This is a genomic window from Vibrio sp. ZOR0018, assembly GCF_963865925.1.
Taxonomy (GTDB): Bacteria; Pseudomonadota; Gammaproteobacteria; order Enterobacterales; family Vibrionaceae; genus Vibrio; species Vibrio anguillarum.
The window spans coordinates 20791-45570 of the sequence record NZ_CAWMCN010000044.1 but is presented as its reverse complement, the minus strand read 5'-3'; the positions used below and the strand labels follow the sequence as shown (position 1 = coordinate 45570).

The window sequence follows — 24780 nt, the reverse complement described above, 5'->3', positions numbered from 1 at the left end:
GATTAAGCTTGGCCTTTCACTTCTTTAAGACCGTTGAAAGGAGCACGACCAGCTAGCGCTTCTTCAATACGGATTAGTTGGTTGTACTTAGCAACACGGTCAGAACGGCTCATAGAACCCGTTTTGATTTGACCTGCAGCTGTACCTACTGCTAGATCAGCGATAGTTGCATCTTCAGTTTCGCCAGAACGGTGAGAGATTACCGCTGTGTAACCTGCGTCTTTAGCCATCTTAATTGCAGCTAGAGTCTCAGTTAGAGAACCGATTTGGTTGAACTTGATAAGGATTGAGTTAACGATACCTTTCTCAATACCTTCTTTAAGGATCTTAGTGTTAGTAACGAATAGATCATCACCCACTAGCTGAATTTTGTCGCCTAGAAGTTCAGTTTGGTGTTTGAAACCAGTCCAATCAGACTCGTCCAAACCGTCTTCGATAGAAACGATTGGGAATTGCTCAACAAGGCCCGCTAGGTAGTGGTTGAACTCTTCTGAAGTGAACGTTTTGCCTTCACCTTTCATGTTGTAGATGCCAGCGTCTTTGTCGAAGAATTCAGATGCTGCACAGTCCATCGCTAGAGTGATGTCTTTGCCTAGCACGTAGCCAGCCGCTGCAACCGCTTCTGCAATAACTTCTAGCGCTTCAGCGTTAGATTTTAGGTTAGGAGCGAAACCACCTTCGTCACCAACAGCAGTGTTGTAGCCTTTAGACTTGAGAACTTTAGCTAGGTTATGGAATACTTCAGCACCCATGCGAACCGCTTCTTTAAGAGTTTTCGCGCCAACAGGTTGGATCATGAACTCTTGGATGTCTACGTTGTTATCTGCGTGCTCGCCACCGTTGATGATGTTCATCATTGGTAGAGGCATAGAGAATTGGCCAGCAGTACCGTTTAGCTCAGCAATGTGCTCGTATAGAGGCATGCCTTTCGCAGCCGCAGCCGCTTTTGCGTTCGCTAGAGAAACCGCTAGGATTGCGTTCGCACCGAAGTTAGATTTGTTTTCAGTACCATCAAGGTCGATCATCACTTGGTCGATAGTTGCTTGATCTTTAGCATCTTTACCAACTAGAGCATCAGCAATTGGGCCGTTTACAGCTGCAATCGCTTTAAGAACACCTTTACCTAGGAAACGTGATTTGTCACCGTCACGTAGCTCAAGAGCTTCGCGAGAACCAGTAGATGCACCAGATGGCGCAGCTGCCATACCTACGAAACCGCCTTCTAGGTGAACTTCAGCTTCTACTGTTGGGTTACCACGTGAGTCGATGATTTCGCGACCTAGAACTTTAACGATCTTAGACATTAATGTTTCCTCTCGTTGAATTTAAATGTCAAAACTATAAAGGGCAGCAGCACAACAATTGCAACTGCCCGTATCCTTGTTACTTCTCTGATTCACCGCGTTGGAACTCACCTGCCGCTTTAATAAAGCCTGCAAATAGTGGGTGACCATCACGAGGGGTTGACGTGAATTCTGGGTGGAACTGAGCTGCTACAAACCATGGGTGAGTAGGGTTCTCAATCACTTCAACTAGCTTCTTATCAGCAGACAGACCTGATACTTTCAAGCCAGCTTTTTCGATCTGCGGACGAAGTTTATTATTAACTTCATAACGGTGACGATGACGTTCATGAATGGTTGCACTACCGTAAAGCTCATACGCTTTGGTGCCTTTCTCTAAGTGGCATAGCTGCGAACCAAGGCGCATAGTACCACCAAGATCAGACTTTTCAGTACGCTCTTCTACGTTACCTTCGTCATCTACCCATTCGGTGATCAAGCCTACCACAGGGTATTGAGTCTCTTTGTTAAATTCTGTTGAATGCGCACCTTTCATACCCGCAACGTTACGCGCGTATTCGATCAGCGCCACTTGCATACCTAGACAAATCCCTAGGTAAGGAACTTTGTTTTCGCGGGCATATTGCGCAGCAAGAATTTTGCCTTCGATACCGCGATCACCAAAACCGCCAGGTACGAGGATTGCGTCCAAACCAGTCAGCACTTCCGCACCTTTGGTTTCAACGTCTTGAGAATCGATGTATTTGATTTTCACGCTCAAACGGTTTTTCAAACCTGCGTGTTTCAGTGCTTCGTTAACCGATTTGTAAGCATCAGGCAATTCAATGTATTTACCGACCATCCCGATCACCACTTCAGCGGTTGGGTTAGCCTCTTCGTAAATCACTTGTTCCCATTCAGAAAGATCCGCTTCCGGTGCTTTAATACCAAAACGGTTACAAACGATATCATCCAAACCTTGAGCTTTGATCAGTTGAGGGATCTTGTAGATAGAATCAACATCTTTCATCGAGATAACGGCTTTTTCAGGCACGTTACAGAACAAAGCAATTTTCTTACGTTCGTTCGCTGGGATAACGCGATCGCTACGACAAACCAAAATATCAGGCTGAATGCCGATAGAAAGCAGCTCTTTAACTGAATGTTGAGTCGGTTTGGTTTTCACTTCACCAGCAGCGGCAAGGTAAGGAACTAAAGTCAGGTGCATAAACATCGCGTGTTCACGGCCCACTTCAATCGCAAGCTGACGAATCGCTTCCATAAATGGCAATGACTCGATATCACCAACGGTTCCGCCTACTTCAACGATAGCGACATCGTGACCTTCAGAGCCTGCGATAACGCGATCTTTAATCGCATTGGTGATGTGTGGAATAACCTGAATCGTTGCACCTAGGTAGTCACCACGGCGCTCTTTACGCAATACATCGGCATAAACACGACCAGCAGTAAAGTTATTGCGCTTGGTCATTTTGGTACGAATAAAACGTTCGTAGTGACCAAGGTCAAGGTCAGTTTCAGCGCCATCTTCCGTGACAAACACTTCACCATGTTGAGTTGGGCTCATTGTGCCTGGGTCAACGTTGATGTAAGGGTCAAGCTTCATCATAGTCACTTTAAGACCACGAGCTTCTAAAATCGCCGCAAGAGATGCTGCCGCAATACCTTTACCTAGAGAGGATACAACCCCGCCAGTAACAAAAATGTAATTTGTCGTCATGTTTAACCTGAAATTGGTTGAATGAGGGAAATGGATTTCTTCTGGACGGGATAAAAATATACCAGAAGCCCTTATTCGCTACAACGTGAAATCTATCACACTGTCATTTTTTATTTTTTGCTTCAAATCAAAGAGCACCGCTTGATATGGCTTATCACACCACTCAAATGAGTCAAATTTGTCTCAATGGGTGGGTTTTATTGTGGATTGCCAACACAGGGTATTACTTCGACTCCAAGCGCTTCACTTCATTCCACATCGCATCCAACTCTTCGAGAGAAAAATCGGTCAAGGTTTTGTGCTGACGTGCCACCAGCATTTCAATGCCTTTAAATCGACGTGAAAACTTTCGATTTGCTTTATTTAACGCCACTTCTGGATCAATTTTTAAGTGCCGAGCAAAGTTAACAGTGGCAAATAATAGATCGCCCATTTCATCCTCTACTCGAACCGGATCAGGGTTGATTTGCAACGCCTCTTCCATGACTTCTTCGATCTCTTCTTGGACTTTATCAACCACTGGGCCGATAGAATCCCAATCAAAGCCATATTGGGCACACTTTTTTTGAATCTTTGTAGCACGTAAAAGAGACGGGAAAGCGTGTGGTATTGAGTCTAGAATACTTTGATCTTTTTTTCCTGATTGTACCTTTTCTTTGGCTTTTTCAGCTTCCCAATTGGCGTTGATTTGCGCTTCATCCTCAAACTTGGCACCCGAAAAAACATGAGGATGGCGGCGCGTAAGTTTTTCATTCACCGTTTCAACAACTTGCGAGAAATCAAACAACCCTTGCTCTTTCGCCATTTGACTATAAAAAATAACTTGAAATAGCAAGTCACCTAATTCTTCTTTGAGATTAGGCCAATCTTGGTTGTGGATCGCTTCTACCACTTCATAGGTCTCTTCGATTGTGTAAGGAACAACCGTGTCAAAAGTTTGCTTGATATCCCAAGGACAACCTGTTTTTGGGTCACGCAACTGTGCCATGATCTGTTCCAGTTGTTCAATTGGGTGGCTCATTTATCCGCTCCTTACATCAATATTTAAAATAAAAAAGCGAGCAGTCATTGCCACTCGCCTTTGAAAACCTAGGGCGCTTGCGTCGCGATTCAATTGCGATTCACGCCAAATAAGAGTGTTACAGTGATATGAAATTTAGCCTAGGCGTTTCACCAACATCACATCTTTGATCTGCTCGACTCGCATTGATACTCGTGACAGCGCTTCGATGTTACTCACCTCAAGATCAAAATCCATGATGATTAACTGTCTTTTGTAGTCACTACGACTTTTCATGCTGATGACTTTCACTTTCTCATTTGCAAGCAAGGTGGTGATGTCTTTGAGTAACCCACCTCGCTCCATCGCTTCAACGCGCAGCGTCAAAGTATAGGTTCCAACAAACCCGCGCCCCCAAACGGTATCAATGATGCGTTCAGGTGCGTGATGGCTCAGCTCTTCTAGCTGTTCACAGTCACTGCGATGGACTGAAATACCACGCCCTTGAGTAATGTAACCTTTGATCTCATCACCTGGGATAGGTTGGCAACAGCGCGCTAGGTGTGTCATGAGGTTATCTACCCCTTCCACTACAACGGCATCTTTGTGCGCTCGATGTGGCTGAGCTGGACGAGTTTGCGCATCTTGCAATTTTTGCAGTGCTTGTTGATCTTCTTGCTCAGCGGTCGGCTTATTCACCAAGGCATTGATGTGATTAACAATTTGGTTGATTCGCAGATCACCACTGCCAATGCCGACGTACAGCTCGTCAGGCGTATTGACGTTAAAACGTTTGAGCGCATATTTATCGGCATCTTTTAACGTGGCACCGATTTTGGCTAATTCTGATTCGAGGATCTCTCGTCCGGCTTCAAGGTTTTTCTCGCGGCCTTGTTTACGGAACCAGGCGTTAATCTTGGCGCGCGCACGGCCTGAATGAACAAACCCCGTTGCTGGATTTAGCCAATCACGCGACGGATTCGGCTCTTTCTGAGTGATGATTTCGACTTGATCACCCATAGATAATTTATGAGTAAATGGAACAATACGACCCGCGACTTTGGCACCGATGCAGCGATGCCCCACTTCAGAGTGAATATGGTAGGCAAAATCGAGCGGCGTGGCTCCCATAGGTAAATCAACCACATCACCACGAGGTGTAAAGGCGTAAACGCGATCATCAAACACCTGGCTACGCAGCTCGTCGATCATCTCACCCGAATCAGACATCTCTTCTTGCCAATCAAGAAGCTTGCGCAACCAAGTAATTTTCTCATCGTAACCGCTGCGGGCAACCGTTGCGCCCTCTTTATATTTCCAGTGCGCAGCAACCCCAAGTTCAGATTCTTCATGCATCTGCTTAGTACGAATTTGAATTTCGATGGTTTTGCCTTCTGGTCCTAAAATCACCGTATGAATGGATTGATAGCCATTCGGTTTCGGATTCGCAACATAATCATCAAATTCGCTAGGCAGGTGTTTGTATTTGGTATGAACGACGCCCAAGGCGGCGTAACAGTCTTGCAATTGATCAGCAATAATGCGAACTGCACGCACATCAAACAGTTCATCGAAAGCCAACCCTTTCTTCTGCATTTTGCGCCAGATGCTATAGATGTGTTTCGGACGGCCACTCACTTCGGCATTGATATGAGAAAGCTTCATCTCGGCGCGCAGATCTTCGACAAAATCGTGAATATATTGTTCGCGCACGATGCGGCGCTCGGAAAGCTGCTTAGCAATTTGTTTGTAGGTATCGGACTGCTGGTAGCGAAATGCGTAATCTTCAATTTCCCATTTGAGCTGACCAATGCCCAAGCGGTTTGCTAAAGGGGCATAGATATTGGCGCACTCTTTAGCCGCTACACGGCGAATTTCGTCAGGTTCATCTTTTACTTCACGTAAATTACAAATGCGCTCCGCTAATTTGATCACCACGCAACGAAAATCATCTACCATCGCAAGCAGCATGCGGCGAACGTTATCCACCTGCTCTGAAGCTTCACTGCCTTGCAAGGTGACGTTTAACTGACCAAGTGCCGCCATCTCTTCGACACCATCAATCAGCTTCACTATGCCTTTACCATAGGTCTCTTCTAATACTTCACGGTCAAAAAGCCCACTACTGACGATAGGAAAGAGCTGAGCCGCGACTAAAGTGGCGCGATCCATCGATAAGGTAATCAGGATTTCGATCATTTCACGGCCGCGCCACAGCAGTAGCGGTCCTTTGGCATGACCTTCTAATAACGTTTCACACTGACGATATACGTCCGTCAGTTTAGAAGCTGTGCTTTTATCTTGATGTAAACTCGCAATCCATTTATCTAGCTCAAACTGTTCGTCTGGATTCAAGTGTGCGCTTCTTACCGCAACCATCTGATTCGTCCTAGTTTTATAGTTTGTGGTATTCGACTAACTTCGACTGAGTTAGTTCTCTGTCTACCGACTTTTTACAAATAGCGCCATCGATTCTAAATGACTGGTGTGTGGAAACATATCCAACATGCCAAGTTTTACCAACTTATAACCTTGGCTGAGTAAACTTTGACTGTCTCTTGCCAGTGTCGCCGGGTTACAAGAAACGTACACCACGCGCTGAGCGCCGAGCTTAGCCAATTGGTCGACAATGCCTGCCGCTCCTGCTCGCGCTGGGTCGAGTAGTACTTTAGCAAATTTTTGCTTTGCCCACGCTTGCGTTGACATATCTTGTTCCAAATTTGCTTGGTAGAACGTGATATTGTCGATTTGATTGCGCTGCGCGTTTTGTGTCGCTTGCTCAACCATCTCATCCACACCTTCAATGCCCACCACCGATTGAGCGTATTGGGCCATCGGCAAACTAAAGTTCCCTACGCCACAAAATAGGTCCAACACTCGGTCATCCTCAGTCAAGGCTAACCATTCCAATGCTTGAGCCACCATTTTTTGGTTTACTTGACGATTGACTTGAATAAAGTTGGAGGGCAAAAATTCGATAACTGATCCGGTTTCACAGTAGCTTGCCATCTCTCCGTGAAGACGTTCGAGCTGATCGCTTTCTGGCATCACATACAAAGTGAGATGATGCTGCTGAGCAAACGCCAGCAGCGCCGCGTGATCTTCACTTGGCAGCGGCTGAAGATGGCGCAACACCATCATCGCGCCTTGATCACCCAGCACCAATTCAACATGGCCAATCGCTTGCTGAGATTTAAATTGCGTTAACAGCGCTTGGATAGGTGTAAGTAGCGTGTTGAGTTGTGGTTCTAGCACTGGGCAGTCCGTCACGTTAACGATTTGCTTGCTCTGCTTTTTGCGAAAGCCAAATTGCAGCTGTTGCTGCTTTTTGTCCCACAACACGCTGATGCGGGCACGGCGGCGATAGCCTTTATCGGCGCAACTTATTGCGGGGCTCAATGCCAACGTTTGTCCGGCGAATTTACTCATCAATTGCGAGAGTGTTTGCTCTTTGTGCGCCACCTGCGCACTGTGCTCTAAATGCTGCAGATCGCAACCACCACATTGACCGTAATGGCGACAAAATGGCGTCACGCGTTGTTCACTGGCCGTTAAGACTTTAATCAACTGACCGCGAGAGTATTTATTTTTGCTTTCAGTTAGCTGCATCAGCACTTGCTCACCGGGCAGCGCGCCATCAACAAAAAGCAGTTTATTATGTTGATAAGCGATACCAGAACCTTGATGATCAAGACGTTCAATCAATACCGTTTGATGTTTTGTTTCTAATTGCGCTTTCTTTTTCGGTTGGAAAAAACGTGCCATGCTCTGTGCCTAAGTAAAATTAAATCGATGTTTTTTGCCCTAGCGTCACTATTTAGTGCGGGGATGATTGTCGAACTTACTCGACTTGATTAAGCTAGCCGTCAATTAAACGATTTTCGTACAGGCTTGCTCATCAAATTGCGGGCTATTTTCCCATATCCACACCACGATGTTTAGACAATAATGACCAGATATGGCTTACGCGCGCGCGTTATTACTTTAACCTTAGCTCCAACCTTAATTATCGGCTTGTTGCTCAGTGCTTTTTTCTCATTCAATCGCTACCATGATCTGGAAAAACAGGTGATCAATGCGGGGGCAAGCATCATTGAGCCCTTGGCCATTGCTAGTGAAGACGCCTTAAAAAACCAAAGCCGTGAGTCGGTGCGCCGAATTATCAGCTACGCGCATCGGAAGAACTCTAAATTTGTCCGTAGTATTGCGGTGTTTGACGCCAACCACGAACTGTTTGTCACCTCGAACTTCCACCCTAACTTTGAAAGCTTAACTTATCCAAAAGAGAAACCCATTCCGATTTTAAGCAGCTCAAATCTCACCGAGAACACTTTAATACTGCGCACGCCAATTTTGGCTGAAAACCGTCTAACCGAAGGCATAAATGCCAATACATCAACGCCTGCGCTCGGCTATATCGCGATAGAGTTGGATCTCTCTTCATTGCGTTTACAACAGTATCAAGAGGTCTTTTCCGCCTTTTTAGTGCTTGCGCTTGGGCTCGGTTTATCAGGGATGTTCGCATTCCGACTCCTGCACGATGTGACTCGCCCTATCTCACACATGAAAAACATGGTGGATAGAATTCGTCGCGGCCACCTTGATGTGCGGATCGAAGGCAAAATGCACGGTGAGTTAGATTCGCTCAAAAAAGGGATCAACGCGATGGCGGTATCGCTATCGGAATATCACGTCGAAATGCAGCACAGTATCGACCAAGCCACCTCGGATTTGCGAGAAACCTTAGAGCAGTTGGAAATCCAAAACGTTGAATTGGACATTGCCAAAAAACGCGCCCAAGAAGCCGCGCGCATAAAATCAGAATTTCTTGCCAACATGTCCCATGAGTTGCGCACGCCGCTTAACGGTGTCATTGGCTTCACCCGCCAAATGCTCAAAACCCAGTTGACGAATAGCCAAGCAGATTACTTACAAACCATTGAAAAATCGGCCAATAACTTATTGAACATCATCAATGACATTTTGGATTTCTCCAAGCTAGAAGCCGGTAAGTTAGCGCTGGAAAATATTCCGTTCGAGTTTCAAGAAAGTTTGGAAGAGGTGGTTAACCTCCAAGCGACCAGTGCTCATGAAAAAGGATTGGAAATTACTCTTAAAGTGGATCAAAAAATCCCAGCAGGCTTGGTCGGTGACCCACTTCGTATCCAACAAGTGTTGACCAACCTGGTCGGTAACTCGATTAAGTTCACCGAACGTGGCAACATCGACATCAGTGTTGAATTGCGCTCACAACGCGACAATGTGGTTGAGCTGCAATTTATGGTGCGCGACACCGGCATTGGTATTTCAGAGCGCCAACAAGCACAACTGTTCCAAGCCTTTAGCCAAGCCGATGCCAGTATTTCTCGTCGCTACGGCGGTACTGGACTTGGTTTGGTTATTACTCAGAAATTGGTCAGCCACATGGGCGGTGAAATTAGCCTCACCAGCCGTCTTCACCAAGGTTCCACCTTCTGGTTTACGCTGCGTCTTAATACCACTGAAATGCCGATGAGCGACTGGCTTGATCCACATATTTTGAGCAATAAACAGCTGTTGCTCGTTGAACCCAATATGCAAGCCGCCTCCATCATCCAGCAAATGTTGGTGCAGGCAGGGTTGAGCGTCACATATCGAGCGGTGATGCCAGAAGAGACGGATCGCTTCGATTATGTATTACTCAATTTAGCCCCAAGTAGAGAGACTGATTTAGATTTGGTTGAGCAGTGGGTCACAAAGGCTATTCAGCTTGCCGACAACGTGATTATCGGTACACCAAGTACCGAGCTCGCCCTATCCGATTATTTAATGCAGCATCATCCAGTGCAGTGCATTACCAAGCCACTGTCGCGTAAAAAATTGCTGCAACTGTTAATCGCGCACCAACCTGTACAGACTGCCATTCAAGATCTACCGATCACACTCGATACATTACCCCTGAAAGTAATGGCGGTGGATGATAACCCTGCCAACCTCAAATTGATCATGGCCCTGCTGCAAGAACGTGTTGAAACCGTCATTGCCTGTACCAACGGTCAAGAAGCGGTCGAACAAGCAAGCCGCCAGAAATTTGATATGATTTTGATGGACATCCAAATGCCACAGATGGACGGAGTCACCGCTTGCCAAGAAATTAAGAAAACGGAGCTCAATCACCAAACGCCCGTGATTGCGGTAACAGCTCACGCGATGATAGGAGAGCGCGATCGTCTACTGAAAGCAGGAATGGATGATTACCTCACCAAGCCGATCGAAGAGCACATCTTGCAGCAAGTGTTAGCACACTGGAACCCCTACGCCAACCGTGAACAATTGGAAAAATTACAACTCACAGAACAAGTCATACCGCCATCATCACAGGAAGCTGAGCAGCCTAACCATACCATTATCATTGACTGGCAAAGTGCACTCAAACAATCGGCCAACAAGGAAGATTTGGCCAAAGAGCTGCTACAGATGCTAGTTGATTCGATTCCACAGGTGAGCCAAGTCGTCAGTATGGCGTTGGAAGATGATGAATACTCTACTCAAGATCTACTGCATCATATTCATAAACTGCACGGCAGTTGCTCATACAGTGGCGTACCCCGCTTGAAAAAAGTGTGCGCGGCGCTCGAACAGACATTGCGCTCAGGCAAATCCATCAGCGATGTCGAACCGGAATTATTCGAGCTACAAGATGAGATGGACAAAGTGATCATCACCGCTAAACCGTATTTAAGCGAATGAGCAATTTAACCGAAGAGACAATTTAACCGAATGAAAAAAGGGGCTTGCCGCGCAGTTGCCATGTTTGCTTATCAGCAAGCAGAGAAGATTGACAGATTAAGACTCTAAAATCACCGTCGCCACCGCATAATGACGCTCATCAGAAATGGTTAGGTGAATGTGATTCACACCGGCTGTGGCAGCCAACTGCTTAGCCTTACCTGATAGTGTTAGCACGGGTTTTCCGTTGGCGTCGTTGGTGACGGTAAAATCCTGAAAGCTAACGCCATGCGCAATACCCGTACCAAGCGCTTTAGATGCCGCTTCTTTAGCGGCAAAACGTTTCGCTAAATAGCGCCCTTTTTTCTTGAGCGAATGGAACACCGTCAATTCATCTTGGGTTAGCACCCGCTCGGCAAAAGCATCGCCACTGCGTGACAATGCTTTTTCTATGCGTTCAATTTCCGCAATATCAGTCCCTAAGCCGATAATCGCCATCGGTAGACCTTATTTGCGAGCCGCTTGCATGATGGCTTTCATATCGGCGACCGACTTCTCCAAACCATCAAATACAGCACGCCCGATAATCGAGTGCCCAATGTTGAGTTCGTAAATTTCAGGCAGTGCAGCAATGGCAGCTACGTTGTGGTAAGTCAAACCGTGACCAGCGTTCACCGTAATGCCCAAATCACTCGCATAGCTCGCAGCCGCCGCAATTTTCTTTAACTCATCTTGCTGATCCGCTTCGGTTGTTGCATCGGCGTAATGACCAGTATGCAATTCAATAAACGGTGCACCGCAAGTTTTAGCTGCGTTAATCTGCTCACGATCAGCATCAATAAACAGAGAGACTTTGATGCCTGCAGCGGTCAGTTTTTCGGTTGCCGCTTTCACTTTGTCAAGCTGTCCTAATACGTCCAGCCCACCTTCCGTCGTTAGTTCTTCACGCTTTTCAGGCACTAAACACACAAATTCAGGTTGGGTTTGCAGAGCAATATCAATCATTTCGTCGGTAACGGCCATCTCGAGGTTCATTCGAGTTTGCAACGTCTCGCGTAAAATACGCACATCGCGATCCTTGATATGGCGTCGGTCTTCACGTAGGTGAATGGTAATGCCATCGGCTCCGGCACGCTCTGCCATTTCAGCAGCATGCACGGGATCTGGGTATTTAGTACCGCGGGCATTTCGTAACGTGGCGATGTGATCGATATTAACGCCTAAGTAAATTGCGCTCATTTTCCTATACTCCGTACTCTGGAAAAACTAGACATGGGCAGGAAAAGCTCCCTGCTTTTTAAAGGTTTGCCGCCAAGATACGGCTTTAACGCTATGCGTGTAAAGCGTTTTGCCGCTTGAAGCTGCTCTTTACTGACAAAGCGCCGCTCACTAATGGCAATCAACTCATCGCCCATAAACGTGAGGTTATCGCGCCTGATAGAAGCGATAAAACCTTTTTGCTCGCGATAGCGATAAGTCATGCGAGGATCGATGGCTTCTCCCGTTCCGGCGCAATGCAAGAAATCAACGCCATAACCCATTGAAGCTAGCAACGCGAGTTCAAAACGGCGCAGTGCTGGTTCTGGATTTTCACACTGAGCCAACTCGGTGAGTGCATGCAGATAATCATGGAACAGACCTGGGCAAGGCACTTCTTGCGCAAGCACGCGGCCAATCAGCTCATTGACGTACATGGCAGAATAGAGATGAATACCACTGAGCGGTAAGCCAAGACTAATCGGTTCTGCTTGGCGCAAGGTTTTCATTGAACCGTTGCCTGACCATTTGAGCAATAAGGGGGTAAAAGGTTGCAGTGCACCTTTTAAGTTCGATCGTTTACTGCGTGCGCCTTTGGACATTAAGGTGACGCGGCCATACTCCTCGCTAAACACATCAAGGATTAGGCTCGACTCGCTATAAGGACGTCGATGAAGGACAAAACAGCGCTGTAAACCGTCTGACATATCAGCACTCAAAGGTGAGCGATGTTCTCGCCCACCTCGAATAGAGGTTATAGATCGTCAATATAACCAAGGCTACGAAGGGCACGTTCATCATCTGCCCACCCGGATTTCACTTTCACCCAAGTTTCTAGGTAAACCTTGCGACCAAACAACTCTTCCATATCTAAGCGCGCTTCACGGCCGATGGTTTTGATTTTTTCACCACCTTTGCCGATCACCATTTTTTTCTGGCCGCTGCGTTCAACGAGGATCAACGCGTTAATATGAAAACCATCGGTTTCAGGGTTATAGTCAAAACGTTCAATTTCAACGGTTACTGAATACGGCAGCTCTTCACCAGTAAAGCGCATCAGTTTTTCACGCACAATCTCGGAAGCCATGAAACGCTGTGAGCGATCAGTCACATACTCTTCAGGGAAGTGATGCGTGGCTTGAGGTAAATGCTCACGCACATGTTTGCGCAATACATCGACGTTTTTGCCATGTTTTGCCGCAATCGGCACGACATCAACAAATTCCATCTTCTTCGATAGCTCTAGCATATGCATCATTACATCGTTACGATCTTTCACGTTATCGACTTTATTGACACACAACACTACAGGGAAATTAGCATTGCGTAACTTGTTGAGCACCATTTCATCATCGGCGGTCCACTGAGTGCCATCGACTAAAAACAGCACTAAGTTAACATCACTGAGTGAACTACTTGCCGCACGGTTCATCAAGCGGTTAATCGCACGTTTTTCTTCGATGTGTAACCCCGGAGTATCAACGTAAATCGCTTGGTATGGCCCCTCTGTATCGACACCCATAATGCGGTGACGAGTGGTTTGAGGCTTGCGCGATGTGATGGATATCTTTTGTCCCAGTAAGTTATTCAGCAGGGTTGATTTCCCGACATTGGGGCGACCCACAATGGCGATAAAACCACAGTGCTGCTCACCACTTTCCGGAGTTGCTTCATTGCTGTTGGTGTTTGATGCGAAGTATGCATCCAAATCAAATTCGTTATCAGCCATTTGTCAGTTGCTCTAGTGCAATTTCAGCCGCCGATTGTTCAGCTTTACGACGACTGGTGCCTTTACCAATTACAGGCGTTCCCATTCCTGCTACATCACACGATACCGTAAATTCTTGGTTGTGTGCTTCACCTTTAATATTAGTCACTGTGTAGATAGGCAGTTGCTTTCTTCTACCTTGCAGAAACTCTTGTAGGCGAGTTTTTGGGTCTTTTTGCGATACGCCCGGCTCAATGGCGTCAAGGCGCTCTTGATACCAGCTCAGAATAATACGTCGTACTACTTCGGTATCGCTGTCTAAATAAATCGCACCAATGATGGCTTCTACGGCATCAGCAAGGATTGAATCACGGCGGAAACCACCACTTTTCAACTCACCTGGACCTAATTTTAAGTAATCTCCTAGGCAAAATTCTCTGCCCAGTTCAGCCAATGTGTGACCACGCACAAGCGTAGCGCGCATACGACTCATATCCCCTTCGTTAATTTTAGGGAAACGGTGGTACAGCTCATCAGCGATGACAAAACTTAAAATTGAATCGCCCAGAAACTCAAGACGTTCATTGTGCTTACCATTTGCACTGCGATGTGTCAGTGCTAAGGAAATAAACTCGGGATCATTAAATGAATAACCGAGTTTAGTTTCTAATTTACTAATTGGAGAATTCATGCTCTCTCGATGTAGTGATGGCTAGCCAAAGCTAGCCTAGTTAATGCCACCAATGCGGTTAAAACGCACACCAGTTGGGATCCACGAAGGTAAAACGCTATCGGCACCACGTTCAAACTCAAAACTTATCCAAATACCGACCGCTTTACCGACTAAGTTTGCTTCTGGAACAAAGCCCCAGTAACGGCTATCAGCACTGTTGTCACGGTTATCACCCATCACAAAATACTGACCTTGAGGAACAACCCATTCATTAACGCCATGGCGTGGCTGATAAGCATCAACACGATCACGACGCAATGGATTGATCAAAATCTGGTGTTCAACCTGACCTAACTTTTCATTCACTTGAATTAAAGGGATGCCATTTTGGTTGAACTCACTCTCTTCAACATTGGACAGTTTGACCTGTTTACATTCTGTTGAACCTTGAGCTTGAATACAAATCTCTTTGTTGCTGCTATAACGAACTGTGTCACCCGGCATGCCGACCACGCGCTTGATGTAGTCAATGCTTGGTTGCGGTGGGTATTTAAACACCACGACATCACCACGCTCTGGTTTACCAGTTTCGACCAGTTGAGTACGCCATACTGGGTCTTTCAAACCGTAAGCGTATTTCTCAACTAAGATGAAGTCGCCCACCAGCAACGTTGGCATCATTGAGCCAGATGGAATCTGAAAAGGTTCGTACACAAAAGAGCGTAGCACCAGCACAAAAGCAATCACAGGGAAGATAGAAACACTGTTTTCAATCCACCAAGGTTGCGCGGAAATTTTGGCGCTGAGTTTGTCATCCAAGCCGTTGGTTTGCGCTTCAATAGCGGCCATCTTCTGTTGACGTTTTTTCGCCCACACCAACTTCTCCAGCACCCAAACTATGCCAGTCAATAGTGTGACGATCACCAAGATGAGTGAAAATGTATTCGCCATGGAGTTCCCTTATCTAAAAATACGAAAGTGAAAGAGCCGAAACTCTTTCACTTAAATGGTGACTACTGCATGCATAAGAAAGCCAAAGCAATGCTTAATCTTTACCTACGTGCAAAATGGCAAGGAAGGCTTCTTGTGGCAACTCAACATTACCAATTTGCTTCATGCGCTTCTTACCTTCTTTCTGCTTCTTAAGCAGTTTTTTCTTACGGCTAATATCACCACCGTAACATTTCGCCAGTACGTTTTTACGCAGCTGCTTCACGGTTGAACGAGCAATAATGTGGTTACCGATCGCCGCTTGAATCGCGATATCAAACATTTGGCGAGGGATAAACTCTTTCATTTTCTCAACCACTTGACGACCACGCGTTTGCGAATTGTCTTTGTGAGTGATGATGGCTAGCGCATCCACTTTGTCACCATTTAGCAAGATATCCACACGGACCATGCTTGAAGCTTCAAAGCGTTGGAAACCATAATCAAGTGATGCATAACCACGAGAAGTTGACTTCAAGCGGTCAAAGAAATCAAGCACCACTTCGGCCATCGGTACATCATAAGTCAAGGCTACTTGGTTACCGTGATAGACCATATCAACCTGCACGCCACGTTTTTCAACGCACAACATAATGACGTTACCCAAATATTCAGAAGGGGTCAAAATGTTACAACGCGCAATCGGTTCACGAATCTCTTCAATGTCGTTCACCGCAGGCAATTTAGCAGGGCTATCAACATAAAGCATCGTGCCATCGGTCTTCTTCACTTCATAGACTACCGTTGGCGCAGTGGTGATAAGGTCAAGATCGTATTCGCGCTCTAAACGCTCTTGAATAATCTCCATGTGGAGCATACCCAAGAAACCACAACGGAAACCAAAACCAAGGGCAGCCGAACTTTCTGGCTCATAGAATAACGAGGCATCGTTTAGGCTCAGTTTACCTAACGCATCACGAAAGTTTTCGTAATCATCAGAAGAGACAGGGAAAAGCCCCGCATACACCTGCGGTTTCACTTTTTTAAAGCCTGGCAATGCTTTTTCACACGGATCTTTCGCGCTGGTCAGAGTATCACCTACAGGAGCGCCGAGAATGTCTTTAATACCACAAACCACCCAGCCCACTTCACCAGTGTTCAACATGGTTTTGTCGACTTGTTTTGGCGTAAAAATACCTAAACGGTCAATACCCCAAGTTTGGCCTGTGCTCATCACTTTAATCTTGTCATTTTTCTTCAGCGCACCATTTTTCACTCGCACTAAAGAGACAACACCTAAGTAGTTATCAAACCAAGAATCGATGATTAACGCTTGCAGCGGCGCAGCAGGATCGCCCTCAGGAGCCGGAATACCAGAAACGATTTTTTCTAGCACTTCATCCACGCCAAGGCCTGTTTTCGCAGAGCAGCGCACTGCGTCAATAGCATCAATGCCGACGATATCTTCAATTTCTTCCGCTACGCGTTCAGGCTCTGCGGCTGGCAAATCAATCTTATTTAGGATTGGGACAACTTCAAGGTCCATTTCAATGGCGGTATAGCAGTTAGCCAATGTTTGCGCTTCAACGCCTTGACCAGCATCCACCACCAATAGAGCACCTTCACAGGCGGCTAAAGAACGGGAAACTTCATAAGAAAAGTCAACGTGTCCAGGAGTATCGATAAAGTTGAGCTGGTATGTCTCGCCATCGTTTGCTTTGTAATCGAGCGTCACACTCTGTGCTTTGATGGTGATGCCACGCTCACGCTCAAGGTCCATAGAGTCTAGAACTTGAGATTCCATTTCACGATCACTTAATCCACCACAAACTTGGATCAAACGGTCAGATAGGGTCGACTTACCATGGTCGATGTGGGCGATAATCGAAAAGTTACGAATGTGCTTCATAGATTTGGGATGACTAAACTCTTGAAAAAAGGGACATAAGAAAGCCACATCAAGCGGCGTTTCCATAAAGTTGGCCGATTCTACCCAATTTCGGTAGGGTTCGCATCATAAATTAGGCGATAGGTTCACCAAGGACTCGGACCAAAACCACCTCTTGCTGCGATCGTTTTTCAAGAACCACAGAACAACGTTTGGCAATTCCGATCCCCAGCGCGATAAAAACAGCGGCCGTGATGATCACGATGCCCTCACCTAAACCGAGCCAAGGGGCCAAGAGGCTCTCACCCAGCCAAGCGCCAAACATCATCATAAAAAGCGGCACCAAATACACTAAGGCTGCCGATTGAAGCAAGCTTTTTTCGGGAAAACCGATTTCAACCGTCTGGCCTTGCTTCACTGGTTTTTTCGTATCGAGTTGCCATAACAGCGCTTTGTTACCAATCGCTTTCGATACGATCCCTGTGCCACAGCTTTTGGAGGACGAACAACTGCTGCAACTGGTCTGCTGCTGACAACTGAGTTCAACGTGAAACCCTTTAGCATCAGGTTGAACAGCGGTGACTGTCGCTAACGCCGTCATCATGGTTTGGTTGCCTCTGTTGAGGACGCCGCAGGCTGGACAAACATCACCGATTGAGCAATGCGCTGCGCCGTTGCCGGTGGAATATCACCGACCACTGAGATTTCATTGTTTCCTTTCACCACACTATGCAAGGTACGGCGGCCTTGACGAACCAGTTGGCCTTTCAGCGAATGGTTGTCACTATCGGAAATATAGACAGAAAAACTAAATAACCCATCACTGAACATCTGGCTCTCTACCAAACGCTCAGTAATCGCCATACGATAACGGTTAAGCTCTTTGGGTTCAAAGCCTTCAGGTTTCCAACTCACTTGCCAAAAACTTTCCGTAAGGTTGCCTTTCGGTAACGTTAATACTTCGGGTAACTCAACGTCATTTAGCCCTTGCATCGCCTGCGCTAATTTGTCGCTAATGGCGTAAGAGATAGTGCGATATTGCTCAAGCACCTCGCCGTCGCGATCGACTAAATCAGCTCGCAATGGCAAGTTACTGGTTTCATCTACCCACAAAATATAGGAATAGCGTAAGCCATCTTTCGGCACCACTCGCACCACTTGGCAAGCCGTACCCGCTTCACGTGCACGGCCAACTTTGACGAAATCGTAGTAACGGCCTAATTCGGTGACATTGCTGGTTAGCATCGGAATCGTCGGCGCAACCATAGTGCTTGACTCAATGGTGAACGGTTCTACCCCAGGTTCAATGTAACTCACTTCATTGCCACGGCGAATCACTTCACGGATCGGGCCGCTGAGATAAACGAGATGCGCAAATTGCTGATCGCCTTGACTTGCATGACGATACAGCAGTGGATCGATGCTGTTTTTCTTAATCAGAATGTAAGACAGCTCATAATTTAAATGCTGACTGGCCTCGTTCATTTGAAGCAACAAAGCCTCTGCAGGTTGGTCTTCTGCAAAGGCTAATGTAGAGTTCAAACTGAACAGCGCCAGTGCACTGATCAGGAATTTATTCATTCAACTACCGATTCAAGTACATCGTTATGTGGGCTTGCACTTTCACTGTTCAGGCGAAGTTGCAGCTCGTAGTCTTGCAATAATGCGTTTACGCGGCGACGTTGTTCTTGCACGCGGCTTTCGCTGGTTTGGCGCTCTACTGAATCACGCGTTAGGCTCACTGGCTCTGCGCTGCCAGCCAACGGAATGGTTTGCAGTACGGGTAATTGGTCGTTTTGATTCACTCCTGAATCACGGCCACCGTATTGTTGAACACCTAAAATCACCACAAACGACACACACGCAGCAACCGCAACCTGGCCAAATTGGGAAAGCCAAGCCGGTAACTGCCGACGAGCTTGAGCTGGCGTCGGCTGAGACTCACGGCTTGCATCACGAAAATCAATAACCGAAGCAGATTGTAAACGACTGTGTGCGGGTTCGTCATCCAATGCTAATGCAACGCTCTGTGCAATATCCCACTCAGCTCGGACTGGGGCATCTCCACGCATCACATCACCAACCAAATGGTAATTTTTCCACGTTTGCAAACTTTCTTGGTCGAGCTCTAATTCTTGAATGAGCGCTTTATCGACCATTTCCCCATCCATGAGTGCTGAAAGTCTTTCTTTGTCAGCCATTATTTATTCACCATTTTCGTTACCAGTTTGAGCGCTATAAAAGAGGTTTAATTTTCTTTTCTACCGCTTCACGAGCACGGAAGATGCGAGAACGCACCGTTCCTACAGGACAATCCATGACTTCTGCTATTTCCTCGTAACTTAAACCATCCAGTTCACGCAAGGTCATCGCAGTTTTCAAATCTTCAGGCAACGCTTCTATCGCACCAAAAACGACCCGCTGCAATTCTTTCGACAACGTAATGTTCTCAGGGTTCGATATTTCTTTTAATGCGTTGCCACTTTCGTAATATTCAGCATCTTCAGCATCAACATCGCTAGCGGGCGGTCTACGACTTTGGGCTACAATGTGATTCTTAGCGGTATTAACAGCAATACGGTATAGCCAAGTGTAAAAGGCACTCTCTCCGCGAAAACTTGGGATAGCCCGATACGCTTTGATGAACGCTTCTTGTGCGACATCGGCTACATCTCCAGAATTGCTCACATACCGAGAAATAAGGTTGCAGACTTTATTTTGGTACCTTAAAACCAAAAGGTTAAATGCTTGCTTATCTCCACTCTGAACTCGCTCAATCAATACTTGATCGGTCAGCTGCTCGTTCATTCGAGCCTGTACTCCTATTGTTATTCCCCTTACCTTCTCAGATATGGGCATTCATTATGCAAAATGTAGTATTGACACCACCGCTTACATGAGCACTATTGTGACTCAAGGGAGAATAGAAAGTTCCATTCTGTCTAAAAATATTTGCCAAGCATTATTCAATAAATGTGATCTAATTTCACTATAGGGGATCCCCAGTATAGTGAGGGTCGATAAGACGAAAGACAATGGCATTTACAAAGTATTGCATCAAATCTTTCTCTACTGCTATTGGCTTGAAGCCATAGCGATACCGTTAGCCATAGCGATACCGTTAGTGGATAAACCTTGCGGCTGAATCACTTCAAGAGTATAGATACATGCAATGCATATTTAAAATGAGAGTTGGACAACTCTACTCTAGTTCGGGAATTTAAAAGTTTTATGAACGCAAACCGTGAACATCTATGCGATGTATTAGTCGTAGGCAGTGGCGCAGCGGGTTTATCGCTCGCACTACGCGTAGCAAAACACAGTAAAGTCATTGTACTGAGTAAGGGACCACGCAGTGAAGGTGCCACTTATTACGCTCAGGGAGGTATTGCCGCTGTTTTTGACGAATCAGACAGTATTGAGTCACACGTCGAAGACACTCAAATTGCGGGCGCAGGGATCTGTGAAGAGGATACTGTCCGTTTCATAGCCGAGCATGCTAAAGAGTGTGTTCAGTGGCTCATTGATGGCGGCGTTCCTTTTGACAGAGAAGAAAATGACAGTGATGAAGCACCTCGCTATCACTTAACTCGTGAAGGCGGCCATAGTCATCGCCGCATCTTGCACGCGGCTGACGCCACTGGCATGGCAATGCAAACCTCCTTGCAAGACAATGTTCATAATCACCCCAACATTACTATCCTTGAACGTCACAATGCACTGGATTTAATCACCGAAGATAAAATCGGTGGTGATAAAAAAAGAGTGGTTGGCGCTTATATTTGGAACCGCAATGAGGAACACGTTGAAACGATCCGCGCTAAGTTTGTCGTTTTAGCCACGGGCGGCGCCTCAAAAGTGTATCAATATACCTCTAACCCTGATGTTTCCTCAGGTGATGGTATCGCAATGGCGTGGCGTGCAGGATGCCGAGTGGCGAACCTTGAGTTCAATCAATTCCATCCAACTTGTCTTTTCCACCCTGAAGCACGTAATTTCCTACTGACAGAAGCACTACGTGGCGAAGGCGCTTTTTTAAGACGCCCAGACGGTTCACGATTCATGCTCGATTTTGATGAACGTGCCGAACTGGCTCCTCGTGATATCGTGGCTCGCGCCATCGACTATGAGATGAAGCGTTTAGGTGCTGATTGTATGTATCTGGACATCAGCCACAAACCGGCCGATTTTATTGAAAAACATTTCCCAACCATTTATACACGCTTGATGGATTTGGGCATTGATATGACCAAAGAGCCGATTCCGATTGTTCCTGCGGCGCACTACACTTGTGGTGGCGTTATTGTCAATAAACAAGGTAAAACGGATCTGCATAACCTGTATGCGATCGGCGAAGTTAGCTACACCGGTTTGCACGGCGCTAACCGAATGGCGTCGAACTCTCTATTAGAATGCGTCGTTTATGCCTGGTCAGCGGCAAAGGATATTTTAAAAGGATTACCAACGGCTCAGCTCCCACCAAGCTTACCCGGTTGGGATGAAAGTAAGGTCAATAACTCTGATGAAGAGGTCGTAATCCAACATAACTGGCATGAACTGCGCCTATTTATGTGGGATTACATGGGGATTGTCCGCACAGATAAGCGCTTAGAGCGAGCACTACGCCGCATTCAATTACTGCAACAAGAAACCCACGAATACTATAGTCATTTCCGCGTTTCAAATAACCTGCTTGAGCTGCGTAACTTACTGCAAGTGGCAGAGCTGATGGTGCGTTGTGCTATGCAACGTAAAGAGAGCCGCGGTTTGCACTACACGCTCGATTATCCAGAGTTAGCCGAAAATAGTGGCCCAACGATCCTAACGCCAGACGAGTAACCTCGCCAACGATCATCTGTTAGCGTCAAGTTGACCGAATGAATAAAGGAGCATTTATCGCTCCTTTATTGTTGGTGATTGGTTATGGGTAACCTGCCGAAGCTGCACCAATAAACGGCGATAATCCGCTTCCACACAACTGTCGCGCCACACTAGATAGCGCTTACCTTGTTGTGCATAAATGATCAACACCATAAACGCAAACTGTGTAGAAACCTTTTCAATGGACAGGTTCTGGTCGGCACATTGCCACTCACCGTGACTCGTGAGCTTGAATTGGCCGATTAAGCTAGGGACTAACAGTGAGGTACTCTTTTGCGCGGTGATAAGAGGTGCGTAAAATAAGGGGAGCGTTACAAGTGGAATCGGCGATATCAATAATGCCCACACGGCTATCATCAAAAAAATGAAGTTAGTAATGCGGGCAAAATGGGAAGGAAATAATACGAAATTAACGCACTTTACTGAGGTTGTGGGCAACAATTTTATCCACCATGGCCGCATGCCCAAGATTTTCGCTACGACCATGCCCCATAATCCAAGTAAATAGATCAGGGTCGTCAGACTCAAGTAGGGAAACGAAATCTCGTTGCTCATTTTCATTCAGAGAATCAAAGCACTCTTCAAAGAACGGCATCACAACCACATCGAGCTCTAACATTCCACGACGGCATGCCCACTTGATTCTTGCTTTTTCTTCAGTGGTGTACATCGGTTTTCCTCACCTTATGTTTATTTGCGTTGAGTGTATCAACTGGATGAAGATACAACTAGTAGATGAGTCACAGTCCCTGTTCAAGCTGACAAAAAAAAATTTCCGGATTAACATGGGGCTCAAGATTCTCTTTAGGTAACGACTATGGACTGGCAAAACACATTGACACCTCTCGCAGTAACCGCCAATGACTCACTTCCACCACTGATGCTGACTCATCTTGCATCCTGGGGCGCTATCATCATTTCAGGCAATGATAAAAAAGCCTATTTGCAAGGCCAAGTGACCTGTAATGTCGTCACTCTTGAACCAACACAGTCAACCTTAGGCGCCCATTGTGATGCGAAAGGCAAAGTGTGGTCGGTCTTTCGCCTGTTCCATCATCACGATGGTTATGCGATGTTCCAGCCTTTATCAGCGATAGAGACTGAATTAAGAGAGCTGAAAAAATACGCTATTTTTTCTAAGGTCAATATCAGCCAGAGCCAAGACGTCGCACTGGGCGTTATGGGCGAACAAGCTGAGCAATATATCAATACATTAACGGCGGATGAAGGTGAAGTGCGTTTGATTGACGGCGGTAGCGCCATCAAAATTTCATCCCAACGTTGGCTATTACTTGTTTCAGAGCAAACCGCGCAACAGCTCATGACGCAAAGTGAAGCACTGAAAGTCACCGAGGAAACGTGGACTCGCTTTGATATCGAAGAAGCAGTCCCCGTCCTTGGTCAAGCGGATCAAAATGAGCACATACCGCAAGCCGTTAATCTTCAGGCCTTTAATGGTATCAGCTTTAATAAAGGGTGTTATACAGGCCAAGAAACCGTCGCTCGCGCTAAATATCGAGGCATTAATAAGCGTGCAATGTACATCCTTCAAGGCAACATTGAGCAACCGCTAAGTAATGATCAACCAATCATGATCGAACGCTCAGTTGGAGAAAACTGGCGTAGTGCTGGGCAATTAATGGTTCATTACACGTTTGCTGATAATACCGCTATCGGTTTAATAGTCTTACCAAACAATCTCGAGCCAGAAACTGAGTTTCGTCTTGCAAGCCAACCAAACACTCGTTGGTTTATGCAAGCTCTCCCTTACTCTCTTACTGACGAATAAGCTTCTTCCTTATATTGACCATGCGCCTCTTTACGAGGCGTATGCTTTGTAACACTCGCCTATCTCGAATAAATTTCAGGAAAAAGAATGCAATAATGTAATCCATTACATTGGCACGTGATCGCTCTCTAAATCACACAACTTTAGGGGTGAATTTTTAGTCATTATTGAAACATAAATAGTCATCAGTTTTATTTTGACGTACTCTAACAATGCTGGTCAGGACAAACGAGAAGTTGCCCTGACCAGCAAAAAAAGTGAATCCACTGATTGTTTCAGGACATCCACTTTTTGTGTAATGCATCTGTGACTATTCGCCCGCCTATTTTATTTAAGCGGGCTTTTTTTTAGGCTATTCCTAACCAAAATTTAACACTTTCCATAAACAGCAGCTATTCTTTAAAGTGTAATATTTGTCGTGCTTAATATGCACCAAGTGAATGGTGCACTGAGCATTTTTTGTTAGCACTATTTTGAGGAGATAATCACGCAAACATGGGTATTTATCCAACATTTTGACTACGGCAGCACAAATATCCAAAAGAGTCATCAATAACTGCATATTCCTCTATGGCAATCACACTATTAGAGGCGCAATTTATTTATAATTTGCAGTGTTAGAATAACAGAAGGATCGAAGTATGAGACTGTTTAAGCGCTATACGCCAGGTATGATAGCTAAACACGTAAGTCGGCTTTTTAAAGGAAGAATCTATATTTACGGGGTTGGAAAATTTGAATTCGATAATGGCAAACTGATCTTGCCAGAGCGCGCAGACAAGCGCCACTTTCAGACGGTGAAGGAAGTGAATCAGGAAATCATGAGACTACGCTGCGCCTACGCATAATACGAGTTTCATTAAAGAATTTTAAAAGGGTTGGCCATAAGCCAGCCCTTTTGCCATCATTAGGTTAATCACTG

22 protein-coding genes are annotated in these 24780 nt (G+C 46.0%); 4 read left to right on the top strand and 18 right to left on the bottom strand.

Features of this window, described 5'->3' with window-relative positions; all coding sequences use genetic code 11:
* Positions 1–2: 2 nt before the first annotated feature.
* From eno to rlmD, 5 genes are all read right to left on the bottom strand, one after another.
* Complete coding sequence (gene eno / locus AACR75_RS01400; RefSeq protein ID WP_047691520.1) at positions 3–1304, bottom strand: phosphopyruvate hydratase; 1302 nt, start codon at positions 1302–1304, stop codon at positions 3–5.
* A gap of 79 nt (positions 1305–1383) precedes the next feature.
* Positions 1384–3024, bottom strand: coding sequence for a CTP synthase (locus AACR75_RS01395; protein WP_047691517.1), 1641 nt, complete (start codon positions 3022–3024; stop codon positions 1384–1386).
* 223 nt (positions 3025–3247) lie between these two features.
* Positions 3248–4045 (bottom strand): nucleoside triphosphate pyrophosphohydrolase, encoded by a 798-nt coding sequence (mazG, locus tag AACR75_RS01390; protein WP_047691514.1) that lies wholly within the window; start codon positions 4043–4045, stop codon positions 3248–3250.
* 135 nt (positions 4046–4180) lie between these two features.
* Entirely contained in the window at positions 4181–6403 is a 2223-nt protein-coding gene (gene relA / locus AACR75_RS01385; protein ID WP_047691511.1) for a GTP diphosphokinase, read from the bottom strand.
* Positions 6404–6466: 63 nt separating this feature from the next.
* The gene (rlmD, locus tag AACR75_RS01380) at positions 6467–7789 is read right to left on the bottom strand and encodes a 23S rRNA (uracil(1939)-C(5))-methyltransferase RlmD (protein ID WP_047691508.1); all 1323 of its coding nucleotides are present in this window, start codon (positions 7787–7789) and stop codon (positions 6467–6469) included.
* 183 nt (positions 7790–7972) lie between these two features.
* Between rlmD and barA the strand changes: the two genes are divergently transcribed.
* A complete protein-coding gene (gene barA, locus AACR75_RS01375; RefSeq protein WP_047691506.1) occupies positions 7973–10753 on the top strand; it encodes a two-component sensor histidine kinase BarA in 2781 nt (926 codons plus the stop codon).
* Between the two features lie 96 nt (positions 10754–10849).
* Here barA and acpS read toward each other — a convergent pair whose 3' ends face one another.
* From acpS to rpoE, 11 genes are all read right to left on the bottom strand, one after another.
* Entirely contained in the window at positions 10850–11230 is a 381-nt protein-coding gene (acpS, locus tag AACR75_RS01370) for a holo-ACP synthase (RefSeq protein WP_047691503.1), read from the bottom strand.
* A gap of 9 nt (positions 11231–11239) precedes the next feature.
* Entirely contained in the window at positions 11240–11971 is a 732-nt protein-coding gene (gene pdxJ, locus AACR75_RS01365; protein WP_013856034.1) for a pyridoxine 5'-phosphate synthase, read from the bottom strand.
* Positions 11968–12696: a DNA repair protein RecO gene (recO, locus tag AACR75_RS01360; protein ID WP_026029137.1), complete on the bottom strand. Its 729-nt coding sequence runs from the start codon at positions 12694–12696 to the stop codon at positions 11968–11970. The genes pdxJ and recO overlap by 4 nt, the downstream gene beginning before the upstream one ends.
* A 47-nt stretch (positions 12697–12743) precedes the next feature.
* Entirely contained in the window at positions 12744–13718 is a 975-nt protein-coding gene (gene era / locus AACR75_RS01355) for a GTPase Era (protein WP_010319802.1), read from the bottom strand.
* The gene (gene rnc / locus AACR75_RS01350; protein WP_010319803.1) at positions 13711–14388 is read right to left on the bottom strand and encodes a ribonuclease III; all 678 of its coding nucleotides are present in this window, start codon (positions 14386–14388) and stop codon (positions 13711–13713) included. Before rnc ends, era begins: the two co-directional genes overlap by 8 nt.
* 36 nt (positions 14389–14424) lie before the next feature.
* On the bottom strand, positions 14425–15321 hold the full coding sequence (gene lepB, locus AACR75_RS01345; protein ID WP_047691500.1) for a signal peptidase I: 897 nt from the start codon (positions 15319–15321) through the stop codon (positions 14425–14427).
* 94 nt (positions 15322–15415) lie between these two features.
* Positions 15416–17209, bottom strand: coding sequence for a translation elongation factor 4 (gene lepA, locus AACR75_RS01340; protein ID WP_026027281.1), 1794 nt, complete (start codon positions 17207–17209; stop codon positions 15416–15418).
* A gap of 112 nt (positions 17210–17321) precedes the next feature.
* Positions 17322–17792, bottom strand: coding sequence for a SoxR reducing system RseC family protein (locus tag AACR75_RS01335; RefSeq protein ID WP_017046485.1), 471 nt, complete (start codon positions 17790–17792; stop codon positions 17322–17324).
* A complete protein-coding gene (gene rseB / locus AACR75_RS01330; RefSeq protein WP_047691497.1) occupies positions 17789–18769 on the bottom strand; it encodes a sigma-E factor regulatory protein RseB in 981 nt (326 codons plus the stop codon). Before rseB ends, AACR75_RS01335 begins: the two co-directional genes overlap by 4 nt.
* Positions 18766–19389, bottom strand: coding sequence for a sigma-E factor negative regulatory protein (locus AACR75_RS01325; RefSeq protein ID WP_017046484.1), 624 nt, complete (start codon positions 19387–19389; stop codon positions 18766–18768). The genes rseB and AACR75_RS01325 overlap by 4 nt, the downstream gene beginning before the upstream one ends.
* 34 nt (positions 19390–19423) lie before the next feature.
* Positions 19424–19996 carry an RNA polymerase sigma factor RpoE gene (gene rpoE / locus AACR75_RS01320; protein WP_026027282.1) on the bottom strand — a complete coding sequence of 191 codons (573 nt, stop codon included), beginning with the start codon at positions 19994–19996 and terminating at the stop codon, positions 19424–19426.
* A gap of 423 nt (positions 19997–20419) precedes the next feature.
* On the opposite strand from rpoE, the gene nadB reads away from it, so the two are divergent.
* The gene (gene nadB, locus AACR75_RS01315; RefSeq protein ID WP_017046483.1) at positions 20420–22027 is read left to right on the top strand and encodes an L-aspartate oxidase; all 1608 of its coding nucleotides are present in this window, start codon (positions 20420–20422) and stop codon (positions 22025–22027) included.
* Between the two features lie 54 nt (positions 22028–22081).
* Here nadB and AACR75_RS01310 read toward each other — a convergent pair whose 3' ends face one another.
* The gene (locus AACR75_RS01310) at positions 22082–22531 is read right to left on the bottom strand and encodes a protein YgfX (protein WP_331415636.1); all 450 of its coding nucleotides are present in this window, start codon (positions 22529–22531) and stop codon (positions 22082–22084) included.
* Positions 22479–22739, bottom strand: a complete 261-nt coding sequence (locus AACR75_RS01305) for an FAD assembly factor SdhE (protein WP_010319812.1) — start codon at positions 22737–22739, stop codon at positions 22479–22481. Before AACR75_RS01305 ends, AACR75_RS01310 begins: the two co-directional genes overlap by 53 nt.
* A gap of 147 nt (positions 22740–22886) precedes the next feature.
* Here AACR75_RS01305 and ygfZ point away from each other — a divergent pair, with 147 nt between their 5' ends.
* Together ygfZ and AACR75_RS01295 are read left to right on the top strand one after the other, a co-directional pair.
* On the top strand, positions 22887–23858 hold the full coding sequence (gene ygfZ / locus AACR75_RS01300; RefSeq protein WP_047691494.1) for a tRNA-modifying protein YgfZ: 972 nt from the start codon (positions 22887–22889) through the stop codon (positions 23856–23858).
* A 641-nt stretch (positions 23859–24499) separates the two neighbouring features.
* Positions 24500–24706 carry a DUF1107 domain-containing protein gene (locus AACR75_RS01295; RefSeq protein WP_010319814.1) on the top strand — a complete coding sequence of 69 codons (207 nt, stop codon included), beginning with the start codon at positions 24500–24502 and terminating at the stop codon, positions 24704–24706.
* The last annotated feature ends 74 nt before the right edge of the window (positions 24707–24780 follow it).